This window comes from Thetidibacter halocola (genome assembly GCF_018224955.1).
GTDB classification, from domain to species: domain Bacteria; phylum Pseudomonadota; class Alphaproteobacteria; order Rhodobacterales; family Rhodobacteraceae; genus Thetidibacter; species Thetidibacter halocola.
In genome coordinates, this window is the sequence record NZ_JAGTUU010000001.1 from 237322 (window position 1) to 254268 (window position 16947).

A 16947-nucleotide genomic window follows, 5' to 3' on the forward strand; every position below is an offset into this window, starting at 1 on the left:
CCTTGGTCCGCTGCTCAAAGGAGAAAATGGCGGAAAGGGGGCGCAGGTTGGCCCTCAAACGTCCGAAATTGCGCCATTTTTCAGTTAATGCAGGTGGACGAAACGGGCGATTGTTTCAGGTTTTGTCACGACATTCCGGAAATTCATCAAGAATCTGCCCGTTTGTCCCCGCGTGCTGCAACCAGGGAGCGAAGCGTGCCCTGGCATTGTTCACGATTCGTGAACAAAGGCGATCGGCACAATTGCTCGGTTCGACCCGCGCGGCCTCGCCAGAATATGGCGAGTTTTGTTCAAACACGTGGATCAATCGCGGAAACTCCGCCGGGTTTGTTCACCGGTCTGCAAGAAGCCGGGGCGAATCGTGGCGCTGGACCGAGTGAACCGGCCACAGGGGTCGTTCAGCGCGGATCACCCTCGTGCAGCGCCGCCTCGAAGGCCTCGACAAAACCGGCCGCCAGCCGCGACAGGGGCACGTCGCGCCGGATCAGCAGGCAGGCGCCGATCTCGATCCGCGGCAGGAAGGGGCGCGCCACCAGCCCCTGGTCTCCCATGAAATCGGCGGTATGGCGGTCGACGATGGCGATCCCCATGCCGGCATTGGCCAGCACCGCCGAGGTATGGCAGTAGCGCACGACCACCCGTGGCAGGTAGGGCACCCCGGCGGCGTCAAAGGCGTTGCGCAGCAGCATCCCCAGGCGCGAGGCCTGGTCCAGCCCGATATGGTCATGCTCGAGGCAATCCTGCGGCGTCACCGCCTCGGCCCCGGCCAACGGATGTCCGGCCGGCACCAGCGCGACCATCGCGTCAAAGTTCAGCCGGCGCACTTCGACCGCCGGGTGGCTGTCCAGCGCCAGCACGATGCCCAGTTCGGCCGAACCGATCTCGACCTCCTGGATGACGTTCTCCATCCGGCGCACGTCATACTGGATCGTCACGCGCGGCCGGTCGGCCAGGAACCGGCGCAGCGCACGCGGCACAACGGAATGGCCCAGCGGCGGCGTCGCCATGATCCGCAGCTTGCCCGCCGTGCCCTTGCGCAGGTCGCCCACATGGCTTTCGACAGAGCGCAGTTGCAGCAGGATCGGCTCGATCTGGGCAAAGAGGCTGCGCGCCTCCTCGGTGGGCTGAAGCCGCTGGCTGCGACGCTCGAACAGGGAAAAGCCGATCTGGCTTTCCAGCTGTTTCAGCGCCAGCGATACGGCGGGCTGGCTGATCCCAAGCTCGTAGGCCGCGTCCACCGTGGTCTGGTGCAGCATCACCGCGCCGAAGATCTCCAGCAGGCGCAGCGACAGGTCGTTCTTGCGGTTGACCTTCATGGCGCTAGCCCGCCAGCAGCGTGCCCATCGCCATGGCGACCGCCGCCTGCGTCGGGTCGATGACGGGCACGCCGAGTTCCGCCTCCAGCCCCGGCCGGTGCCGCGCCATGCCGGCGCAGCCCAGGATCACCGCCCCCGCACCGCGCGCCTTCAGCGCGCCGCCGACTTCGACCAGCCGTTCGAACGTCTTCTCGCCGCGGGCGGATTCGTCGACGCTCATGTTCAGGGGAATTTCTGCCGCCAGCCGCCCCAGCACGCCCATGCGCGCCATGAACCGGCGGTGCCGCGCGACCGAGGCCTCGGCGATGGCGATGATCCCGAACAGGTCGGCCCGCGCCAGCGCGGTCAGCACGCCGCTTTCCTGGATGCCGAAAACCGGACGTTTCGTGACCGACCGGCAGGCGTCGAGGCCAGGATCGGAATAGCAGGCTATGACGAAGGCACCCGCGTCCGGGCGCCCCTGCACCAGCCGTGCCAGCGGCAACACCACGCTGTCGGAATCAAGCTGGCTTTCGATGCCGAACGGCCCCTCGGCAAGCGTCAGGCACTCGATCCCCGGACCGCCCGGCAAGCGGAACGCTTCCAGTGCCGCGTCCAGACCGTCCGTCACGGCCTGGTTCGAGTTCGGGTTGATGACGACGATGGGGCCGGGCATCACAGGATCTCCGCGCCGAAGTTGGTCGCCGGGTCGGTTTCCGGCAACCGCGTGCCGGTAAGCCCCGTCAGGTCCGTCCGCCCCCGCGCGACAAAGGCCCCGTCGCCCGGTTTCGCCACCAATTCCCCCCTGTCGATCACGCGCCGACCGCGCGTCAGAACGGTGACGGGCCAGCCGGTGATCTCCATCCCATCGAACGGGTTGTAGTCCATCGCGTCGTGCATCTTGCCCGCAACTCGGGTCTCGGTCGGGTCCCAGATGGCGATGTCGGCATCGGCGCCGATGGCGAGCGTCCCCTTCTTCGGGTGCATACCGTAAAGCCGCGCTGCGTTGGTCGAGGAGAGCGCGACGAACTGGTTCAAGCCGATCCGCCCCTTCACCACCCCTTCCGAGAACATCATCGGCAGGCGCATCTCGATCCCCGGCATGCCGTTGGCGATCTTGCGGAAATCGACATCGCGCCCCGAGGCGAACTTGCCCGTCTCGTCATAGCGGTAGGGCGCGTGATCCGAGGACACGACGCTAAAGGTGCCCGCCGCGATGTGGCGCCACAGCACGGCCTGCGTCGCGGCGTCCCGCACCGGCGGCGAGCAGATGTATTTCGCGCCCTCCATGCCCGGGCGGTTCAGGTCCTCGCGGGTCAGGAACAGGTATTGCGGACAGGTCTCGCCAAAGACATACGCGCCCTCGTGACGGGCCTTCGACACAAGCGAGGCACCGCCCGGGGTCGAGACATGCACGATCATCAGCGGCGCATCGACAAGCCGTGCGAGGCTGATGGCGCGGTTGATCGCCTCTTCCTCGGCTAGCGCGGGGCGTGCGGGCGCGTGGTAGCGGGGCTCGACATATCCGCCCTCGGCCAGTTTCGTAGCCATGTAGGTCAGCATGTCGTGGTTTTCCGCATGCACCATGGTCAGCCCGCCATGCCGCTGCGCGACCGCCAGGATATCCAGGAACTGCGCATCGCTGACCCGCGTCGCGTAGGTCATGAAGACCTTGAAACTGGTGATGCCGCGGTCGAACACGCCCGGCAGCTCCTCGAGCACCGACGGGTTCGGGTCGGTCAGGATCAGGTGATAGGAATAGTCGATCACCGATTTCGGCGCCGCCCGCCCGTCATAGGTGGCCAGCGTGTCGGCGACGCTTTGCCCCTTCTTCTGCGCGGCGAAGGGGACAAAGCAGGAATTGCCGCCGAACGCCGCCGAGATCGAGCCAGACTCATAGTCGTCGGCGGTCATCAGGCCCATGCCGCTTTCCTGCGCGATATGGCAATGCGCCTCGATCCCACCGGGCAGGACCAGTTTGCCGGTGGCATCGATCACGTCCTCGCCCGACAGGTCCTCGCCCAGCGTGACGATGCGGCCGTCGCGGATGCCGATATCGGCCGCGAAGGTTTCCGAGGCGGTGGCCAGCGTGCCGCCGCGAATGACGAGGTCGTGTTTCATGCCTGCCTCCCTCAGATGGACCGGATCAGCCCGCCGTCGCAGCGGACGAGACTGCCGGTGACGTAAGCGGCGGGAACGCTGCACAGGAAGGCCGCGACGGCGGCAAATTCCTCGACATCACCATAGCGGCCGGCGGGGATCGTGGCGATGCTGGCGGCGCGCGCGGCTTCGGGCGTGGTGCCGGTGCGTTTCGCCGCCGCCGCGTCGAGTTCGTCGACGCGCTCGGTATGGATGCGGCCGGGCAGCAGCATGTTCACGGTGATGCCGTCGGGGGCGAGGTCGTTCGACATGGACTTGGCCCAGCCCACCAGCGCCGAGCGCACGAGGTTCGACAGGCCGAGGTTGGGGATCGGCTGCACCACGCCCGAGGACCCGATGGCGACGATCCGGCCCCAGCCCTGCGCCCGCATGTGCGGCAGCAGCCGGTCTGTGACCTGCGCCACGCGCAGCACCATCGCCTCGAAATGCGCGGTCAGTTTCGACAGGTCGACCTCGGACATCTTGCCCGGCGGCGGGCCGCCGGTGTTGGCGATCAGGATGTCGGCGCCGCCCAGCTTGTCGGCCACGGCAGACGCCAACGCATCGACGCAAGCGGGATCGGCGAGATCGGCGCAGACATAGTCCGCCCGCCCTGCCCCTTTGGTGTTGATCGCATCGGCGACCTCGCGCAGCCGGTCCTCGCTCCGCCCGGTCAGCAGCACGTCGCAGCCCTCGGCCGCCAGCGCATGCGCAATGCCCGCGCCGAGGCCACGGCTGGACGACATGACCAGCGCCTTCTTGCCCTTCAGTCCGAAATCCATCAGCCCATCTCCCCCAGTTTCTTGTCCAGTCGGCTCATCAGGCGCGTCAGTTCCGCATGATCCGCCTTTGTCAGCGAAGGTCCCGGCGCGCGCACCTTGGGCGCGGCCAGCACGCCGCGACGGTGCAGGATTTCCTTGCGGATGGCGAGCCCGATGCCCAGCTGCTGTTCATAGCGCACCATCGGCAAGTAGGCGTCGAACAGGTCCTCGGCCCCGTCCACGTCGCCCGCCTTGTGGCGCTCGACCACCTGCACCAGCATCTCGGGATAGGCGAACCCTGTCATCGCGCCGTCCGCCCCGCGCTGCAATTCCTGCGGCAGGAACAGCGCCGCGTTGCCGACTAGGATCGACAGGCGCGGCATGTCGCCGGTGCCGGTTTCGGCGCGCACGCGCGACAGTTTGTTCAGGCCAGGCCAATCCTCGTGTTTCAGCATGACGACCTGCGGGTTCGCGCGGGCGATGTCGAGGATGGTTTCCACACTGAACTGCACGCCGGTGGTCTGCGGATAATCCTGCAGGCAGATCGGCACGTCCGGCCCCAGCGCGCCGCAGACCTGCGCGAAATAGCCCTTGAGCTTGGTTTCCGTCAGCAGGCCCGGCATCGGCGCCACCATGACGCCCGCCGCGCCCATGTCCATCACCGAGTGCGACAGCCGCGCCATGTTGTCGAGCCCGGCGCCCGAGACGCCCACGATGACCGGCACGCGGCCCGCGACGCGGTCCAGCACCCGGCGGGCGAAGACCTGCGATTCCTCGCCCGACAGCTTGGGCGCCTCGCCCATGATGCCGAGGATGGTCATGCCCGTCACGCCGCAGTCGAGGTAGAAATCGACCATGCGGTCCGTGCTGTCTAGGTCGAGCGCGCCATCCCCCGCAAAGGGCGTGGCGGCGATGATGAAGACGCCATCGGAGTGGCGGTGGATCAGGGTGCTCATTGTGTGTTCACCGATGTCATGGTCGCTTGGGTTGCGGGATCGCGTGGCGTGCGATCTCTTCGAGTCTTGCGTAGCGGTCCGCGAACAGGCGCGCGACAGGAAAATCGCCGCCCCAGTCCAGCCTCAGCGTGTCCGGGTCGACAAGCCCCTCGCGGCAGGACAGGGCCACCGCGCGTCCCAGCATGATCGAGCGTTCGGCACTCAACGACAGCGCCATCATGCGCACGCATTCGATGGCGACCGGGGCCTGCGCGAGGCGCGGTGGTGCGACCTTGGCTGATGGCGCGAGGTCGAGCCCCAGCGCCTCGGGTTCACTTTCGTCCGGGCCATAGGCGGCGGCGGTGCCCACCATCGCCTCGACCAGGTCGGGCGTCGCGATGTTGACCACGAATTCGCCGGTTTCGTCGATGTTGCGGGTCGTGTCCTTGGGCGAGCCGTCGGCGCGGTGTTCGAGGCCAAGGATGATCACCGCCGGGTCCTGCCCGAAGACGTTGAAGAAGGAATAGGGCGCGGCGTTCACCAGCCCCTGCGCGTTGACGGTCGTCACCCAGGCCACCGGGCGCGGGATGACCACCGCCGTCAGCAGCTTGTAGCGGTCCTTGGGCGGCAGCGCGTCGAGATCGATCTGCATCACGCGGACCGCTCGACGCCGGTCTGCGAACAGATGCGGCCGTAATGCTCGATCCGGCGGTGGCGGGCAAAGTCGAAGATCGTCGACTTGCCGAAGTTGCAGGCATCCATGTCGCAGGCATGCACGATCAGCTCGTCGCCTTCGCCCGCCGCGCGGGCCACGACATAACCGTTCGGGTCGACGATGATGCTGCCCCCCATCAGCGGGTGCCCATCCTCGTCCCCCGCCTTGGCGACACCGACGACCCAGGTCGAATTCTGGTAGGCCCCGGCGGTCATCGACAGGTCGGAATGATACAGCCGCTTTTCCAGCCCTTCATCGGCCATCTGGCTGTTCACAGAGGGCGTGTTGTAGCCCAGCATGACCAGCTCGACCCCTTGCAGGCCCATGACACGGTAGACCTCGGGCCAGCGGCGGTCGTTGCAGATGCACATGCCCATCAGCGCATCCATGTTGCGCCAGACCGGGAAACCCAGGTCGCCGGGCAGGAAGTAGCGCTTTTCGAGGTGCTGGAAGGCGCGCTCGGTGTCGAATTCCGAATGGCCCGGCAAATGCACCTTGCGATACTTGCCGACGATGTTGCCCTCGCGGTCGGTCAGGATCGAGGTGTTGAAGTGCTGGCCCTCGGGCGTGAGTTCGGCATAGCCGAAGCTGATGGCGATCCCCGCCTGTTTCGCCGCGTCGAAGAGCGGTTTCGTCGCGCCGTTCGGCATCTCGCGCTCGAACCAGAAATCGACCTCGGCCGGGTCTTCCATGTACCAGCGCGGGAAGAAGGTGGTCAGGCACAGCTCCGGGAAGACCACGAGGTCACAGCCCGCCCCCTTCGCCTGCTTCAGCAGGGCGATCATCCGCTCGACCACCGCCTCGCGGCTGTCGGCCTTCTGGATCGGCCCCATCTGGGCCCCGCCGATCACGATTTCCCGCATGTTGAACCTCCCTTTTCCGTCATGCGCCAAGACCCCGGCCAAAGCGGCTTACAAGCCGTACGAAGGGCCAGAGCAGAATGAGATAGACCAGCGCCGCCAGCACGATGGGCGACGCGTTGTAGGTGACAGACCGCGCCATATCGGCGGCATGCAGCAATTCACCTAGCGACACGACCGAGGCCAGCGAGGTCAGCTTGACCACCTCGATCGTGTTCGACAGCAGGTCGGGCAACACGTTGCGCACCGCCTGCGGCAGCACCACATGCGCCAGCGTTTGCGTGGCCGTCAGGCCGGTCGAGCGCGCGGCCTCGGTCTGGCCAAAGCCGACCGACTGGATGCCGGCGCGAAAGATCTCGCCGTAATAGGCCGAGTTGTTCAGGAAGAACCCGATAACCACGGCCGTGAAGGGCGAGATGCGCAAGCCCGCAAAGGGCAGGCCGGCATAGATGAAGATCAGCAGCACCAGCGGCGGCACCGCGCGGAAGAAATCCACGAAGAAGATCGTCGGCAGACGCACCCAGCGCGACCGCGCCAGCGACCCCAGCGCCGCCAGCAAGCCCCCCGCCAGCCCCAGTGGGATCACCGCAAGGCACAACAGCAGCGTCACGCCCAGCCCGTCCAGCAGCATCGGCCAAGCGGCGATCATGATTTCGACATTGAAGAATTGCTGGATGATCCGGTCCATCGCCTACGCCTTTCGCCAGGCAAAGCGGTTTTCCAGCCAGCGCGACAGGATCACCAGTGGCAGGAACAGAGCGACATAGACCACCGCCGCCAGCATCAGTGGCGAGGCGTTGCCGGAAAAGGATTGCGCCGTGGTCGCCTGGTTGAGGATGTCGGGCACGCCGATCACCGTCCCCAGCGCGGTCATCTTGGTGATCGCGATGGCGCGATTGGTCAGTGGCGGGATACCCATCCGCAGTGCCTGCGGCAGCACGACAAAGGCCAGCGACTGGCCGAAGCCAAGGCCGGTGGAGCGCGCGGCCTCCCACTGGCCCTTGTCGACCGAGGTGATGCCCGCCCAGACGATCTCCTCGGCGAAAGCGGCCAGCACCAGCGCCAGCACCACGAACAGCACGAAGAAGCTGGACAAGAAGATGCCCGCGTTGGGCAGGCCGAAGAAGACGATCAGGATTAGCACCAGCGGGGGCACCGCACGCATCACGTCGGCAAAGACCACGATCGCGAAGGAGGCCAGCCGCCAGCCGAAGGACCGGATCACCGCAAGCGCGACGCCCAGCCCGATCCCCGCCAGCACGATCAGCACCGAAAGCCAGACCGTCACCCACACGCCTTGCAGGATCGCGGGCGTGTATTTCGCCAGCACCGCGGCGTTGAAGAAGGTGTCGAGAAAACGCTCCCACTGGGTCATGTCAGTCGCCGGTCACGCGGGACAGAAAGGCGCGGGTGCGGTCGTGTTCGGGCGCCCCAAAGATTCGTTCGGGCGGACCCTGTTCCACGATGCGGCCCTGGTCCATGAAGATCACGCGGTCGGCCGCCTCGCGGGCGAATTTCATCTCGTGGCTGACGACCAGCATCGTCATGCCCGCCGCCTTGACCTCGCGCATGACGGCCAGCACGTCGCCCACCAGTTCCGGGTCCAGCGCCGAGGTGGGTTCATCGAACAGCATCACCTGCGGCTCCAGCGCCAGCGCCCGGGCGATGGCGACACGCTGCTGCTGCCCGCCTGATAGTTCGCTGGGATGGTTTTCCGACTTGTCGGCGAGGCCGACACGGGTCAGCGCCTCCATCGCGCGCGCATCGGCCTCGTCCCGGCTCATGCCGCGCACCTTGCGCAGCGCCAGCGTCACGTTCTTGCGGGCGTTGAGATGTGGGTAGAGGTTGAACGCCTGGAACACCATGCCAATGCGCTGCCGGATCGCGTTCAGGTTCACGCCCTTGCCGGTGACGGGATCCCCCTCGAGCAGGATCAGGCCGGAATCCGGTTCTTCGAGCCGGTTGCAGCAGCGCAGCATGGTGGACTTGCCCGATCCCGAAGGCCCCAGGACGAACACCATCTCGCGGTGCGCCACCGTCAGGTCGACACCCTTCAGCACCTCGACCGTCCCGAAGGACTTGTGCAGGCCGCGCACCTCGAGCGACGGGGTCGCCTGCGCCGCTTCAACGTCAGCAGTCATCGGAAGGCTCCGGTCAGAAAGGCCGGGCCGGGGCGGTTGCCCGCGCCCGACCCGGCCCATGTCAGTGTCGGATCAGCAGGACGGCTCGTGGCCGTTGTCCTCGTAGCCGTCAAAGCCCGGCTGGCCGAAGCCCGCGACCGGCGTAACGGCGGCGGAACCCGCGGCGGGCGCCACGCCGAACCACTTTTCATGCATCGCGGCGATGGTGCCGTCGATCTTCATGCACTCAATGACGCTTTCGACCTTGGCGCGCAGCTCCTCGTCACCCTTGCGGAAGGGCATGCCCCAGACGAGGCCGGTCGAGTAGAGATAGCTGAGCTTGATGTTCGGGTTCTGCTTGGCTGCCCAGGCTGCCACGGTGTTGCCTGCCACGTTGGCAAAGGCGCGACCCGAGATGACCGCCTGCACCGCGTCGGTGTTGGTGCCGTAGCTTTCCACGGTCCAGCCGATCTCGGCCTCGCGCTCGCGCGCCCAGCTGTCATAGGCCGAGCCCTTGTTGACCGCGATCACCTTGCCCGCGAACTCCTTCATGTCGGTGATGTCGGGCGCGTCGTTGGCTACGACGAACTGGAAGTCGGTGTTCAGGTAACCTTCGGAAAACAGGTAGTTGGCCGCACGTTCTGCGTTGATCGTGGTCGGCGCCACGACGAAATCGTAGGTGCCCGCCTGCAGGCCCGGCAGGATGCCCGAGAACTGCGTCGCGACGATGTCCATTTCCACGCCCAGCCGCTCGCCGATCGTGTTGGCGAGATCGACGTTGAACCCCTCGATGCCGCCGCCGAGCTTCGGCATGGCATGGGGTGCGAAAGTGCCGTCCAGTGCGACCGTGTACTTGTCCTGCGCGATGGCCGCGCCGCCGGCCAGAAGTGCTGCGCAGGACAGGCCCGCTGCGATGATCTTCCTCATGAGTGATCCCCCGTGTCGATGTTGTTCCTGCACCGAGGGTATAAGTCACACGATGGATCGCAAGGAAAACCGGGGGTGCTACTTATGAAATTGCTGATACCGGGATAAGTCAGGTGAATAAGCGGGCACATCCCGCGCCCGACGCAATCAGACCAGCTTTTGCAGCGACCGCCGCACCCGGTCGGCATCGATGTCGCGGCCGATCAGCACCAGCGTGTCGTCAGTCGGCGCGCCCGGGTCCGGCAGGATTTCCGGCGATTGCACGGTGCGCCGCACCCCTTGCAGCAAGAGCCGCCCTGCGGGGGTGCGCACCACGCCCTTTACCCGCACGATCCGGTCGCCATGCACGTGCAGCAGTGCCGACAGCCAGACGCTGAACGGGCTCCAGTCCATCCCTTCGGGCAGGGCTACGGGCACCGGCACCGGTGGCGCGACGTCGCCGGTCTCGACCAGATCCATCGGCAGTACGCCCGCGGGCAGCGGCGGCAGCGGCCAGTCGACGCCATGTGCCGCGGCGGTGACCTCGGCGCCCGGGTTGAGCCGCGCCAGCGTGGCGCGCAAGCGGTTCAGGTCAGGCGCGGCGTCCGGCTTGGTCAGGATCAGGCGGTCAGCCGCCTCGATCTGGTGTCGGCCCAGCGGGTCACTGGCCAGTTGTGCCGCGCCATGCAGCCCGTCCACCAGCACGATGATCTCGTCCAGCAGGATGTGGCGGGTCAGAACCGGATCGGCGCGGATCGCCTCGGCGATGGGCGCCGGATCGGCCAGCCCGCTGGTTTCCAGCACCACGGTATCCAGCCGCACCGCCCCTGCCCGGCTGCGCGCATCGCAAAGCCCGCGCAGCGCGGCGATCAGGTCGGCCCTTGCCGTGCAGCATACGCAGCCGCCCGCCAGCACGGTGACCTCCCCGGAACTGCGCAGGAAGGCGTCGTCGACCGGGATTTCCGCCGCCTCGTTTACGATGACATGCGCCTTGCCGAACCGCCCCTCGTAAAGCGCGTGGCGCAGCCAGGTCGTCTTGCCCGCGCCCAGATAGCCGCCAAGGATGGTCAGCCGCAGCCGGCCCTCGGCCTCAGTCATCGGCAAGGAAACGGTCGCCCAGCGGATCGACCGGTGTTCCGGTCATGCGTTCGGCAGCGGACCAGAGCGCGGCGAGGTCCGGCACGATCTCGCGCGCGCCGGTGCGCGAGGCCAGCTGGACACCGGGGATCACCCCGTCGTCATGGGCTGCCAGGCCATAGGGGCCCAGCAGCGTGTTCAGGGCCTTGACCCGCTGGAACCGCACCCGAAGCCGATCGCCGGGGCTGGCCGCCCCGGCATCCGTCCAGTGCCCCGGCGCCGCCGGATATCCGCAGGCAGAGCACATGGCTCAGATCACCTCGGGCCGCTTGTCGCTGTCGAAGGGATAGCGCTTGCGGAAATCGGCGGCGATGTCCTCGAAGGTCATCCACTCGACGCCCTCGTGCCCGCTGATGTATTCGATCAGCCTTTCCAGCATCAGCAGAACCTGCGGCCGGCCCGACACGTCAGGGTGAATGGTGAATGCGAAGACCGCGTAATCCATCTCGCGATAGACCCAGTCGAACTGGTCCTTCCACATCTGCTCGATGTCGCGCGGGCTGACGAAGCCGTGGCTGTTGGGCGACTTCTTGATGAACATCATCGGCGGCAGGTCGTCGGTGTACCAGTTGGCCGCGATGTCGACGAGGTCGACCTCCTTGCCGTGCTTGAGCGGCTTCATCCACTCGCCGGCGGTCTTGGTGTAGTCGATCAGCGTCCACTCGTCGCCCACGCGGGCATAGAACGGCTGGAAGTCGCGATACATCTGGCTGTGGTCATAGCTGAAGCCGTGCTTCGCCAGCAGCGCGGCGGTGGAGTTCGACATTTCCCACCAGGGCGCGACGTAGCCGCGCGGCGGCTTGCCGGTCAGCTTGTCGATCAGCTCGATCGACTTGACCAGCACATCCTCTTCCTGCGTCGGCGTCATCGCGACCGGGTTTTCGTGGCTGTAGCCATGCGCGCCGATCTCGTGGCCCCCGTCCACGATCATCTGCATTTCCTTGGGGAAGGTTTCCAGGCTGTGGCCGGGAATGAAGAACGTGGTCTGCAGGTCGTATTTCTTGAACAGGCGCAGCAGGCGCGGCACGCCGACCTCGGTGGCAAAGATGCCCCGCTGGATGTCGGACGGGGAATCCCCGCCGCCGTAGGACCCGATCCATCCGGCGACCGAGTCGATGTCGGTGCCGAAGGCGCACATGATTTTCTTGGCCATTTCGTCTCTCTCCCTCGCTGTGATGGTTTCAGACGCCGATCGGCATCATCTTGGGGTCGCGCAGCACGGGGCGCGGCGCGACCAGTTCCTTCCAGGTACTCAGCGCGCGGCCCACCGCCTGGTAGGTGGGACGGCCGACATGCGCCCCACGCCCCGGCTGCGGCTGGCTCTGCGACGTGCTGTCCCAGACCAGCGCGCCGCGCGACAGCGTGTAACGCGCCGTGGCCGAGACCTCGAACCCCTCGAACACGTTGTAATCGATGGCGGATTTCTGGGTTGCCGCCTTGATCGTCTTGCCTGCCTTGGGGTCCCAAACGACGATGTCGGCATCGGCGCCGGGGATCAGTGCGCCCTTGCGCGGGTAGACGTTCAGGATCTGCGCGATGTTGGTCGAGGTGACGGCGACGAATTCATTCGGCGTCAGGCGACCCTTTTCGACCCCGTAGGTCCAAAGCAGGGAAAGACGGTCCTCAAGCCCGCCGGTGCCGTTGGGGATCTTGGTGAAATCGCCCATCCCCATGCGCTTCTGCTCGGTGGTAAAGGCGCAGTGGTCCGTCGCCACCACGTGCAGGGAGCCTGCGGCCAGACCGGCCCAGAGGCTGTCCTGGTGCTTCTTGTCGCGGAAGGGCGGGCTCATGACACGCTGCGCGGCGTGGTCCCAGTTGGGGTTGGCGTATTCGGACTCGTCCAGCAGCAGGTGCTGGACGAGCGGCTCTCCCCAGACGCGGATGCCCTTCTGCCGCGCCCGGCGGATCGCCTCGTGCGCCTCTTCGCTCGAGGTGTGCACGATGTAGACCGGCACGCCCACCGCGTCGGCGATGACGATGGCGCGGTTGGTCGCCTCGCCCTCGACCTCGGGCGGGCGGGAATAGGCATGGGCCTCGGGGCCGCTGTTGCCCTCGGCCATGAATTTCTGTTGCAGGCTGGCGATCAGGTCGCCGTTCTCGGCATGGACCAGCGGCAGCGCGCCCAGTTCGGCGCAGCGGGTGAACGAGGCGTGCATCTCGTCGTCGTTCACCATCAGCGCGCCCTTGTAGGCCATGAAGTGCTTGAAGGTGTTCACGCCGCGCCCGACGACCGTGCCCATGTCCTGGAAGATCTGCTGCGACCAGCCGGTGACAGCCATGTGAAAGCCGTAGTCGATGCTGGCCTGCCGCGCGGCGCGTTCTTCCCAGGTGTCCAGCGCGGCGATCATGCCCTCATCGCCCGGAATGACGAAATCGACCACCATGGTCGTCCCGCCCGAGGCGGCGGCGAAGGTGCCGCTTTCCCAGGTCTCGGCGGTCTCGGTGCCCATGAAGGGCATTTGCAGATGTGTGTGCGGATCGATGCCGCCGGGGATGACATAGGCCCCCTCGGCGTCGATCACCTCGTCGCCCTTCAGACCCGGCCCGATGGCGGCGATCGTGTCGCCCTCGATCAGGATGTCGGCCTCATAGCTGCGGTCGGCGGCCACGATGGTGCCGCCCTTGATCACTTTCGACATGGTTCTCTCTCCCCTTGCGTCATTCCGGCGGCGGGATCGCGCCCGTCCGCTCGACGATCAGACCGTAATGTTCGGGCCGGCGGTGGCGGGCGAAATCGAAGATCGTCTCGCGATAGCGCTTGCCCATGTCGAGGTCGCACTTCGCCGTGATGACCTCGTCCTCGACGGTGACGCTCTGCGCCACGATCTCGCCCGACGGCGCGATGATGACCGACTGGCCCAGCATCTTGGAGCCTTCCTCGTTGCCGCACTTGGCCGTGCCCACGACCCAGGTCGCGTTCTGATAGGCGCCCGCCTGCATCGACAGGTGGTTGTGGAACAGCGACAGCGCGTCCATCGCCACCTCGCCCACGTGGTCGAAGGGCGTGTTGTAGCCCAGCATCACCATGTCCACCGCCTGAAGCCCCATCACTCGATAGACCTCGGGCCAGCGGCGGTCGTTGCAGATGCACATGCCCATGACGCCGCCGAAGGCCCGCCAGACCGGAAAGCCCAGGTCGCCGGGTTCAAAGTATCGCTTTTCCAGGTGGTGCAGCACGCGGCCCGGGATCGGCTCGCTGGTGCCGGGCAGGTGCACCTTGCGATACTTGCCGACGATGTTGCCGGTCCGGTCGACCAGGATCGACGTGTTGTAGCGGCGTTTCACCCCGTTCTCGACCACCAGTTCGGCAAAGCCGAGGTAAAAGCCGACGCCAAGTTTCTTCGCCTCGTCGAACAGCGGCATGGTCTGGGCCGAGGGCATCTCTGTCTCGTAGAACGAGTCGAGCTCTGCCTCGTCCTCGATCATCCAGCGCGGAAAGAAGGTGGTCAGCGCCAGTTCGGGAAACACCACCAGTTCGGAGCCGCGCGCCTTGGCCTCGCGCATCATCTCGACCAGGCGCTTGACGCAATCGGCGCGGGTCTCTGCACGGGCGATCGGCCCCATCTGGGCCGCTGCGGTCATCACGAAGCGGGACATGGGTGTTCCTTTCGGGTTGGTTTGGCAGAGGGCCCCAGCGCGACCAGCATCCGCGCCAGCCCGGTCGCGGCGGCGACGCCGTCGATCACCGGCACGCCATGCTCGGCGGCCAGTTCGGCGGCAAGATCGGCCATGCCCGCGCAGCCCAGCACGATAGCCCCGGCCCCGTCCTCGGCCAGCGCGCGGGCGATCTCGGCCGAGACCTTGCCGCGCGCATCCGATCCGGGTTTTTCGAGATCCAGCACCGGCACCTCACTGGCGCGAACACGGGCGCAGGCCGAAGCCATCCCGTAGCGGTCGATGTTGTCCGCGATCACCGGGACCGAGACTGACAGCGTCGTGACGACACTGAAGCGCGGGCTCAGCAGCATGGCGGCATGAAACGCCGCCTCGCCAATGCCGATCACGGGGATCGAGACGGCGGCGCGCGCTTCGGCAAGCGCCGTGTCGTCGAAACAGGCGATGATGCAGGCATCCGCCCCCTCGGCCTCGGCCCGTCTGACCTCGGCCATGACATGTGGCGCGGCAAGGTCGCCGTCCTCGGGGCCCTGGATCGCCGGCGGGCTGCCGGCACAGGTGCGCGCCTCGACCGTCACGCCGGGACCGGCAGCGATGCGCGCGGCTTCGGCGATCTTCTCGGTCATCGACACCGTGGAATTCGGATTGATGACGGCCAGTCTCATCGCTCAGACCATGCCCTTTCCGGCATCGGAGACCCGCCGTGCCTGCCGTTTCTGCCAGATGAGGGCGAAGACGATGAAGGTGCCGATCACGCAGAACGAGAACACAGTCGTCAACGTGCCAAGCGCGAAGATCACAGGCGTCGTGACGTTGGTCGTCATGCCGTAGATTTCCAGCGGCAGCGTATTGCGGCTGCCCGCGGTCAGCAGCGTGCGCGCGAATTCGTCGTAGCTGAGCGTGAAACCGAACAGCGCCACGCCGATCAGCGACGGCGCGATCAGCGGCAACACGATGTGACGGAACACCTGCCAGGGATTCGCCCCCTGGTCGCGCGCTGCCTCTTCGAACGACCGGTCGAAGCGGTTGAACACGGCAAACATGATCAGAAGGCCGAAAGGCAGCGTCCAGGTCAGCTGGGCGCCGAAGGCCGAGGTATACCAGTTGATGTTCCAGCCCAGCTGGTTGAACATCAGGCCCACGCCCAGCGACACCAGGATCGACGGGATCACCAGGCTGGCGATGATGACGTAGAACAGCACGGTCGATCCGGCAAAGCGCCGCCGGAACGCCAGCCCGCCCATGACCGACAGGACGATGGTCGTCACCATGACCATCATGCTCAGCGCCAGCGAGCGCCGGAACGAGCCCCAGATGTCGCCCACCGCCTGCTCGGCAAAGAGATCGCGGAACCAGTGCAGCGAGGTGCCGCGCATCGGGAAGGTCAGACCGCCTTCCGGCCCCTGGAAGCTGAGGATCGCGATGGTGATCGTCGGCCCGTAGAGGAAGATCAGGAACAGGATGAAGACGCCGGTCAGGATGTAGAAGGAAAGGCCGCGCTTGCCGTCCATGTCAAAGCTCCTTGCGGATGTCGACGAGGCGCAGCATCACCGCCACCATTATGAGCACGGTGATCAGCAAGACCACCGAGGTCGCCGCCGCGCCGGGATAGGCTAGCAGCGAGATGTCGTTCTGGATCAGCCGCCCCATGTTGGCAATTTGGCTGCCCGACATGAAGCGCACGGTGATGAAGTCGCCCATGACCAGCGTCACGACGAAGATCGAGCCGATCATCATGCCCGGCTTGCACAGCGGGATCACCACGTTGGTCAGGATCTGGAACCCGTTCGCGCCCGCGTCGCGTGCCGCCGCGATCAGCGATTTGTCGATGCGCATCATAGTGTTGAAGATCGGCACCACCATGAACAGCGTGTACAGGTGCACGAAGGCCAGCGTGACCGAGAATTCAGAGAACAGCAGCCATTCCAGCGGCTGGTCTATGACGCCCATGTTCATCAGCGACTGGTTGGCGATGCCATTGCGCCCCAGGAACGGTATCCAAGAGATCATGCGGATGATGTTCGAGGTCCAGAACGGAATCGTGCACAGCAGGAACAGGACGATCTGCCAGGTCAGCGAATGGATGTGGAAGGTGAGGTAATAGGCGATGGTAAAGCCCAGGACCAGGGTGATCGCCCAGGTCAGGAAAGCGAATTTCAGCGTCTGCAGGAACACGCTGTAGGTCACCTGCGACCCCAGCAGATACTCGTAATTGTCGAAGATGAAGGCCGGGTAGATCGAGAACGAGGTCGATCCCCAGAAACTGACCACGACGATCAGGGCGATCGGCGCGAGCAGGAAGAATGCAAGGACCAGCGTCACCGGGAGCGCGAGCGCCCAGCTGCTGAACCCGTCGCTGAGGATGCGACGGGCCAGTGAGGGTTTTCCGGCCTCGGTCCCCGGCGTTGCCGCCGAGGTGAGGGACGCACGCGGCGCCGTCTGGTCTTGGGATGACATCAAGCCG

At 66.1% G+C, this 16947-nt stretch carries 19 protein-coding genes; all 19 read right to left on the minus strand.

Annotation, left to right across the window (positions count from 1 at the left end; all coding sequences use genetic code 11):
• Positions 1–398 precede the first annotated feature (398 nt).
• Entirely contained in the window at positions 399–1316 is a 918-nt protein-coding gene (locus tag KB874_RS00945) for a LysR substrate-binding domain-containing protein (RefSeq protein WP_212534659.1), read from the minus strand.
• Between the two features lie 4 nt (positions 1317–1320).
• Positions 1321–1971 (minus strand): aspartate/glutamate racemase family protein, encoded by a 651-nt coding sequence (locus KB874_RS00950; RefSeq protein WP_212534660.1) that lies wholly within the window; start codon positions 1969–1971, stop codon positions 1321–1323.
• Positions 1971–3416, minus strand: a complete 1446-nt coding sequence (hydA, locus tag KB874_RS00955; protein ID WP_212534661.1) for a dihydropyrimidinase — start codon at positions 3414–3416, stop codon at positions 1971–1973. The genes KB874_RS00950 and hydA (KB874_RS00955) overlap by 1 nt, the downstream gene beginning before the upstream one ends.
• An 11-nt stretch (positions 3417–3427) precedes the next feature.
• Complete coding sequence (locus KB874_RS00960; RefSeq protein ID WP_212534662.1) at positions 3428–4216, minus strand: SDR family oxidoreductase; 789 nt, start codon at positions 4214–4216, stop codon at positions 3428–3430.
• Positions 4216–5151, minus strand: coding sequence for a dihydrodipicolinate synthase family protein (locus KB874_RS00965; protein ID WP_212534663.1), 936 nt, complete (start codon positions 5149–5151; stop codon positions 4216–4218). Before KB874_RS00965 ends, KB874_RS00960 begins: the two co-directional genes overlap by 1 nt.
• Positions 5152–5167: 16 nt before the next feature.
• Positions 5168–5782, minus strand: a complete 615-nt coding sequence (locus tag KB874_RS00970; protein ID WP_212534664.1) for a flavin reductase family protein — start codon at positions 5780–5782, stop codon at positions 5168–5170.
• A complete protein-coding gene (locus KB874_RS00975; protein ID WP_212534665.1) occupies positions 5782–6708 on the minus strand; it encodes an N-carbamoyl-D-amino-acid hydrolase in 927 nt (308 codons plus the stop codon). Before KB874_RS00975 ends, KB874_RS00970 begins: the two co-directional genes overlap by 1 nt.
• A 19-nt stretch (positions 6709–6727) precedes the next feature.
• The gene (locus KB874_RS00980) at positions 6728–7393 is read right to left on the minus strand and encodes an amino acid ABC transporter permease (protein WP_212534666.1); all 666 of its coding nucleotides are present in this window, start codon (positions 7391–7393) and stop codon (positions 6728–6730) included.
• Between the two features lie 3 nt (positions 7394–7396).
• Positions 7397–8080, minus strand: coding sequence for an amino acid ABC transporter permease (locus KB874_RS00985; protein WP_212534667.1), 684 nt, complete (start codon positions 8078–8080; stop codon positions 7397–7399).
• Position 8081: 1 nt separating this feature from the next.
• Positions 8082–8846: an amino acid ABC transporter ATP-binding protein gene (locus KB874_RS00990; protein WP_212534668.1), complete on the minus strand. Its 765-nt coding sequence runs from the start codon at positions 8844–8846 to the stop codon at positions 8082–8084.
• 72 nt (positions 8847–8918) lie between these two features.
• Positions 8919–9752: a transporter substrate-binding domain-containing protein gene (locus KB874_RS00995; protein WP_212534669.1), complete on the minus strand. Its 834-nt coding sequence runs from the start codon at positions 9750–9752 to the stop codon at positions 8919–8921.
• A 147-nt stretch (positions 9753–9899) separates the two neighbouring features.
• Positions 9900–10829: a CobW family GTP-binding protein gene (locus KB874_RS01000; protein WP_212534670.1), complete on the minus strand. Its 930-nt coding sequence runs from the start codon at positions 10827–10829 to the stop codon at positions 9900–9902.
• Complete coding sequence (locus KB874_RS01005) at positions 10822–11115, minus strand: hypothetical protein (RefSeq protein WP_212534671.1); 294 nt, start codon at positions 11113–11115, stop codon at positions 10822–10824. Before KB874_RS01005 ends, KB874_RS01000 begins: the two co-directional genes overlap by 8 nt.
• 3 nt (positions 11116–11118) lie before the next feature.
• Positions 11119–12021, minus strand: coding sequence for a polysaccharide deacetylase family protein (locus tag KB874_RS01010; protein WP_212534672.1), 903 nt, complete (start codon positions 12019–12021; stop codon positions 11119–11121).
• A gap of 28 nt (positions 12022–12049) precedes the next feature.
• Positions 12050–13507: a dihydropyrimidinase gene (hydA, locus tag KB874_RS01015; RefSeq protein WP_212534673.1), complete on the minus strand. Its 1458-nt coding sequence runs from the start codon at positions 13505–13507 to the stop codon at positions 12050–12052.
• Positions 13508–13526: 19 nt separating this feature from the next.
• The gene (locus KB874_RS01020) at positions 13527–14465 is read right to left on the minus strand and encodes an N-carbamoyl-D-amino-acid hydrolase (RefSeq protein ID WP_212534674.1); all 939 of its coding nucleotides are present in this window, start codon (positions 14463–14465) and stop codon (positions 13527–13529) included.
• Positions 14450–15148, minus strand: coding sequence for an aspartate/glutamate racemase family protein (locus KB874_RS01025; RefSeq protein ID WP_212534675.1), 699 nt, complete (start codon positions 15146–15148; stop codon positions 14450–14452). The genes KB874_RS01020 and KB874_RS01025 overlap by 16 nt, the downstream gene beginning before the upstream one ends.
• Positions 15149–15151: 3 nt before the next feature.
• Positions 15152–15994, minus strand: coding sequence for an ABC transporter permease (locus KB874_RS01030; protein WP_212534676.1), 843 nt, complete (start codon positions 15992–15994; stop codon positions 15152–15154).
• A 1-nt stretch (position 15995) separates the two neighbouring features.
• On the minus strand, positions 15996–16940 hold the full coding sequence (locus KB874_RS01035) for an ABC transporter permease (protein ID WP_212534677.1): 945 nt from the start codon (positions 16938–16940) through the stop codon (positions 15996–15998).
• Positions 16941–16947 lie beyond the last annotated feature (7 nt).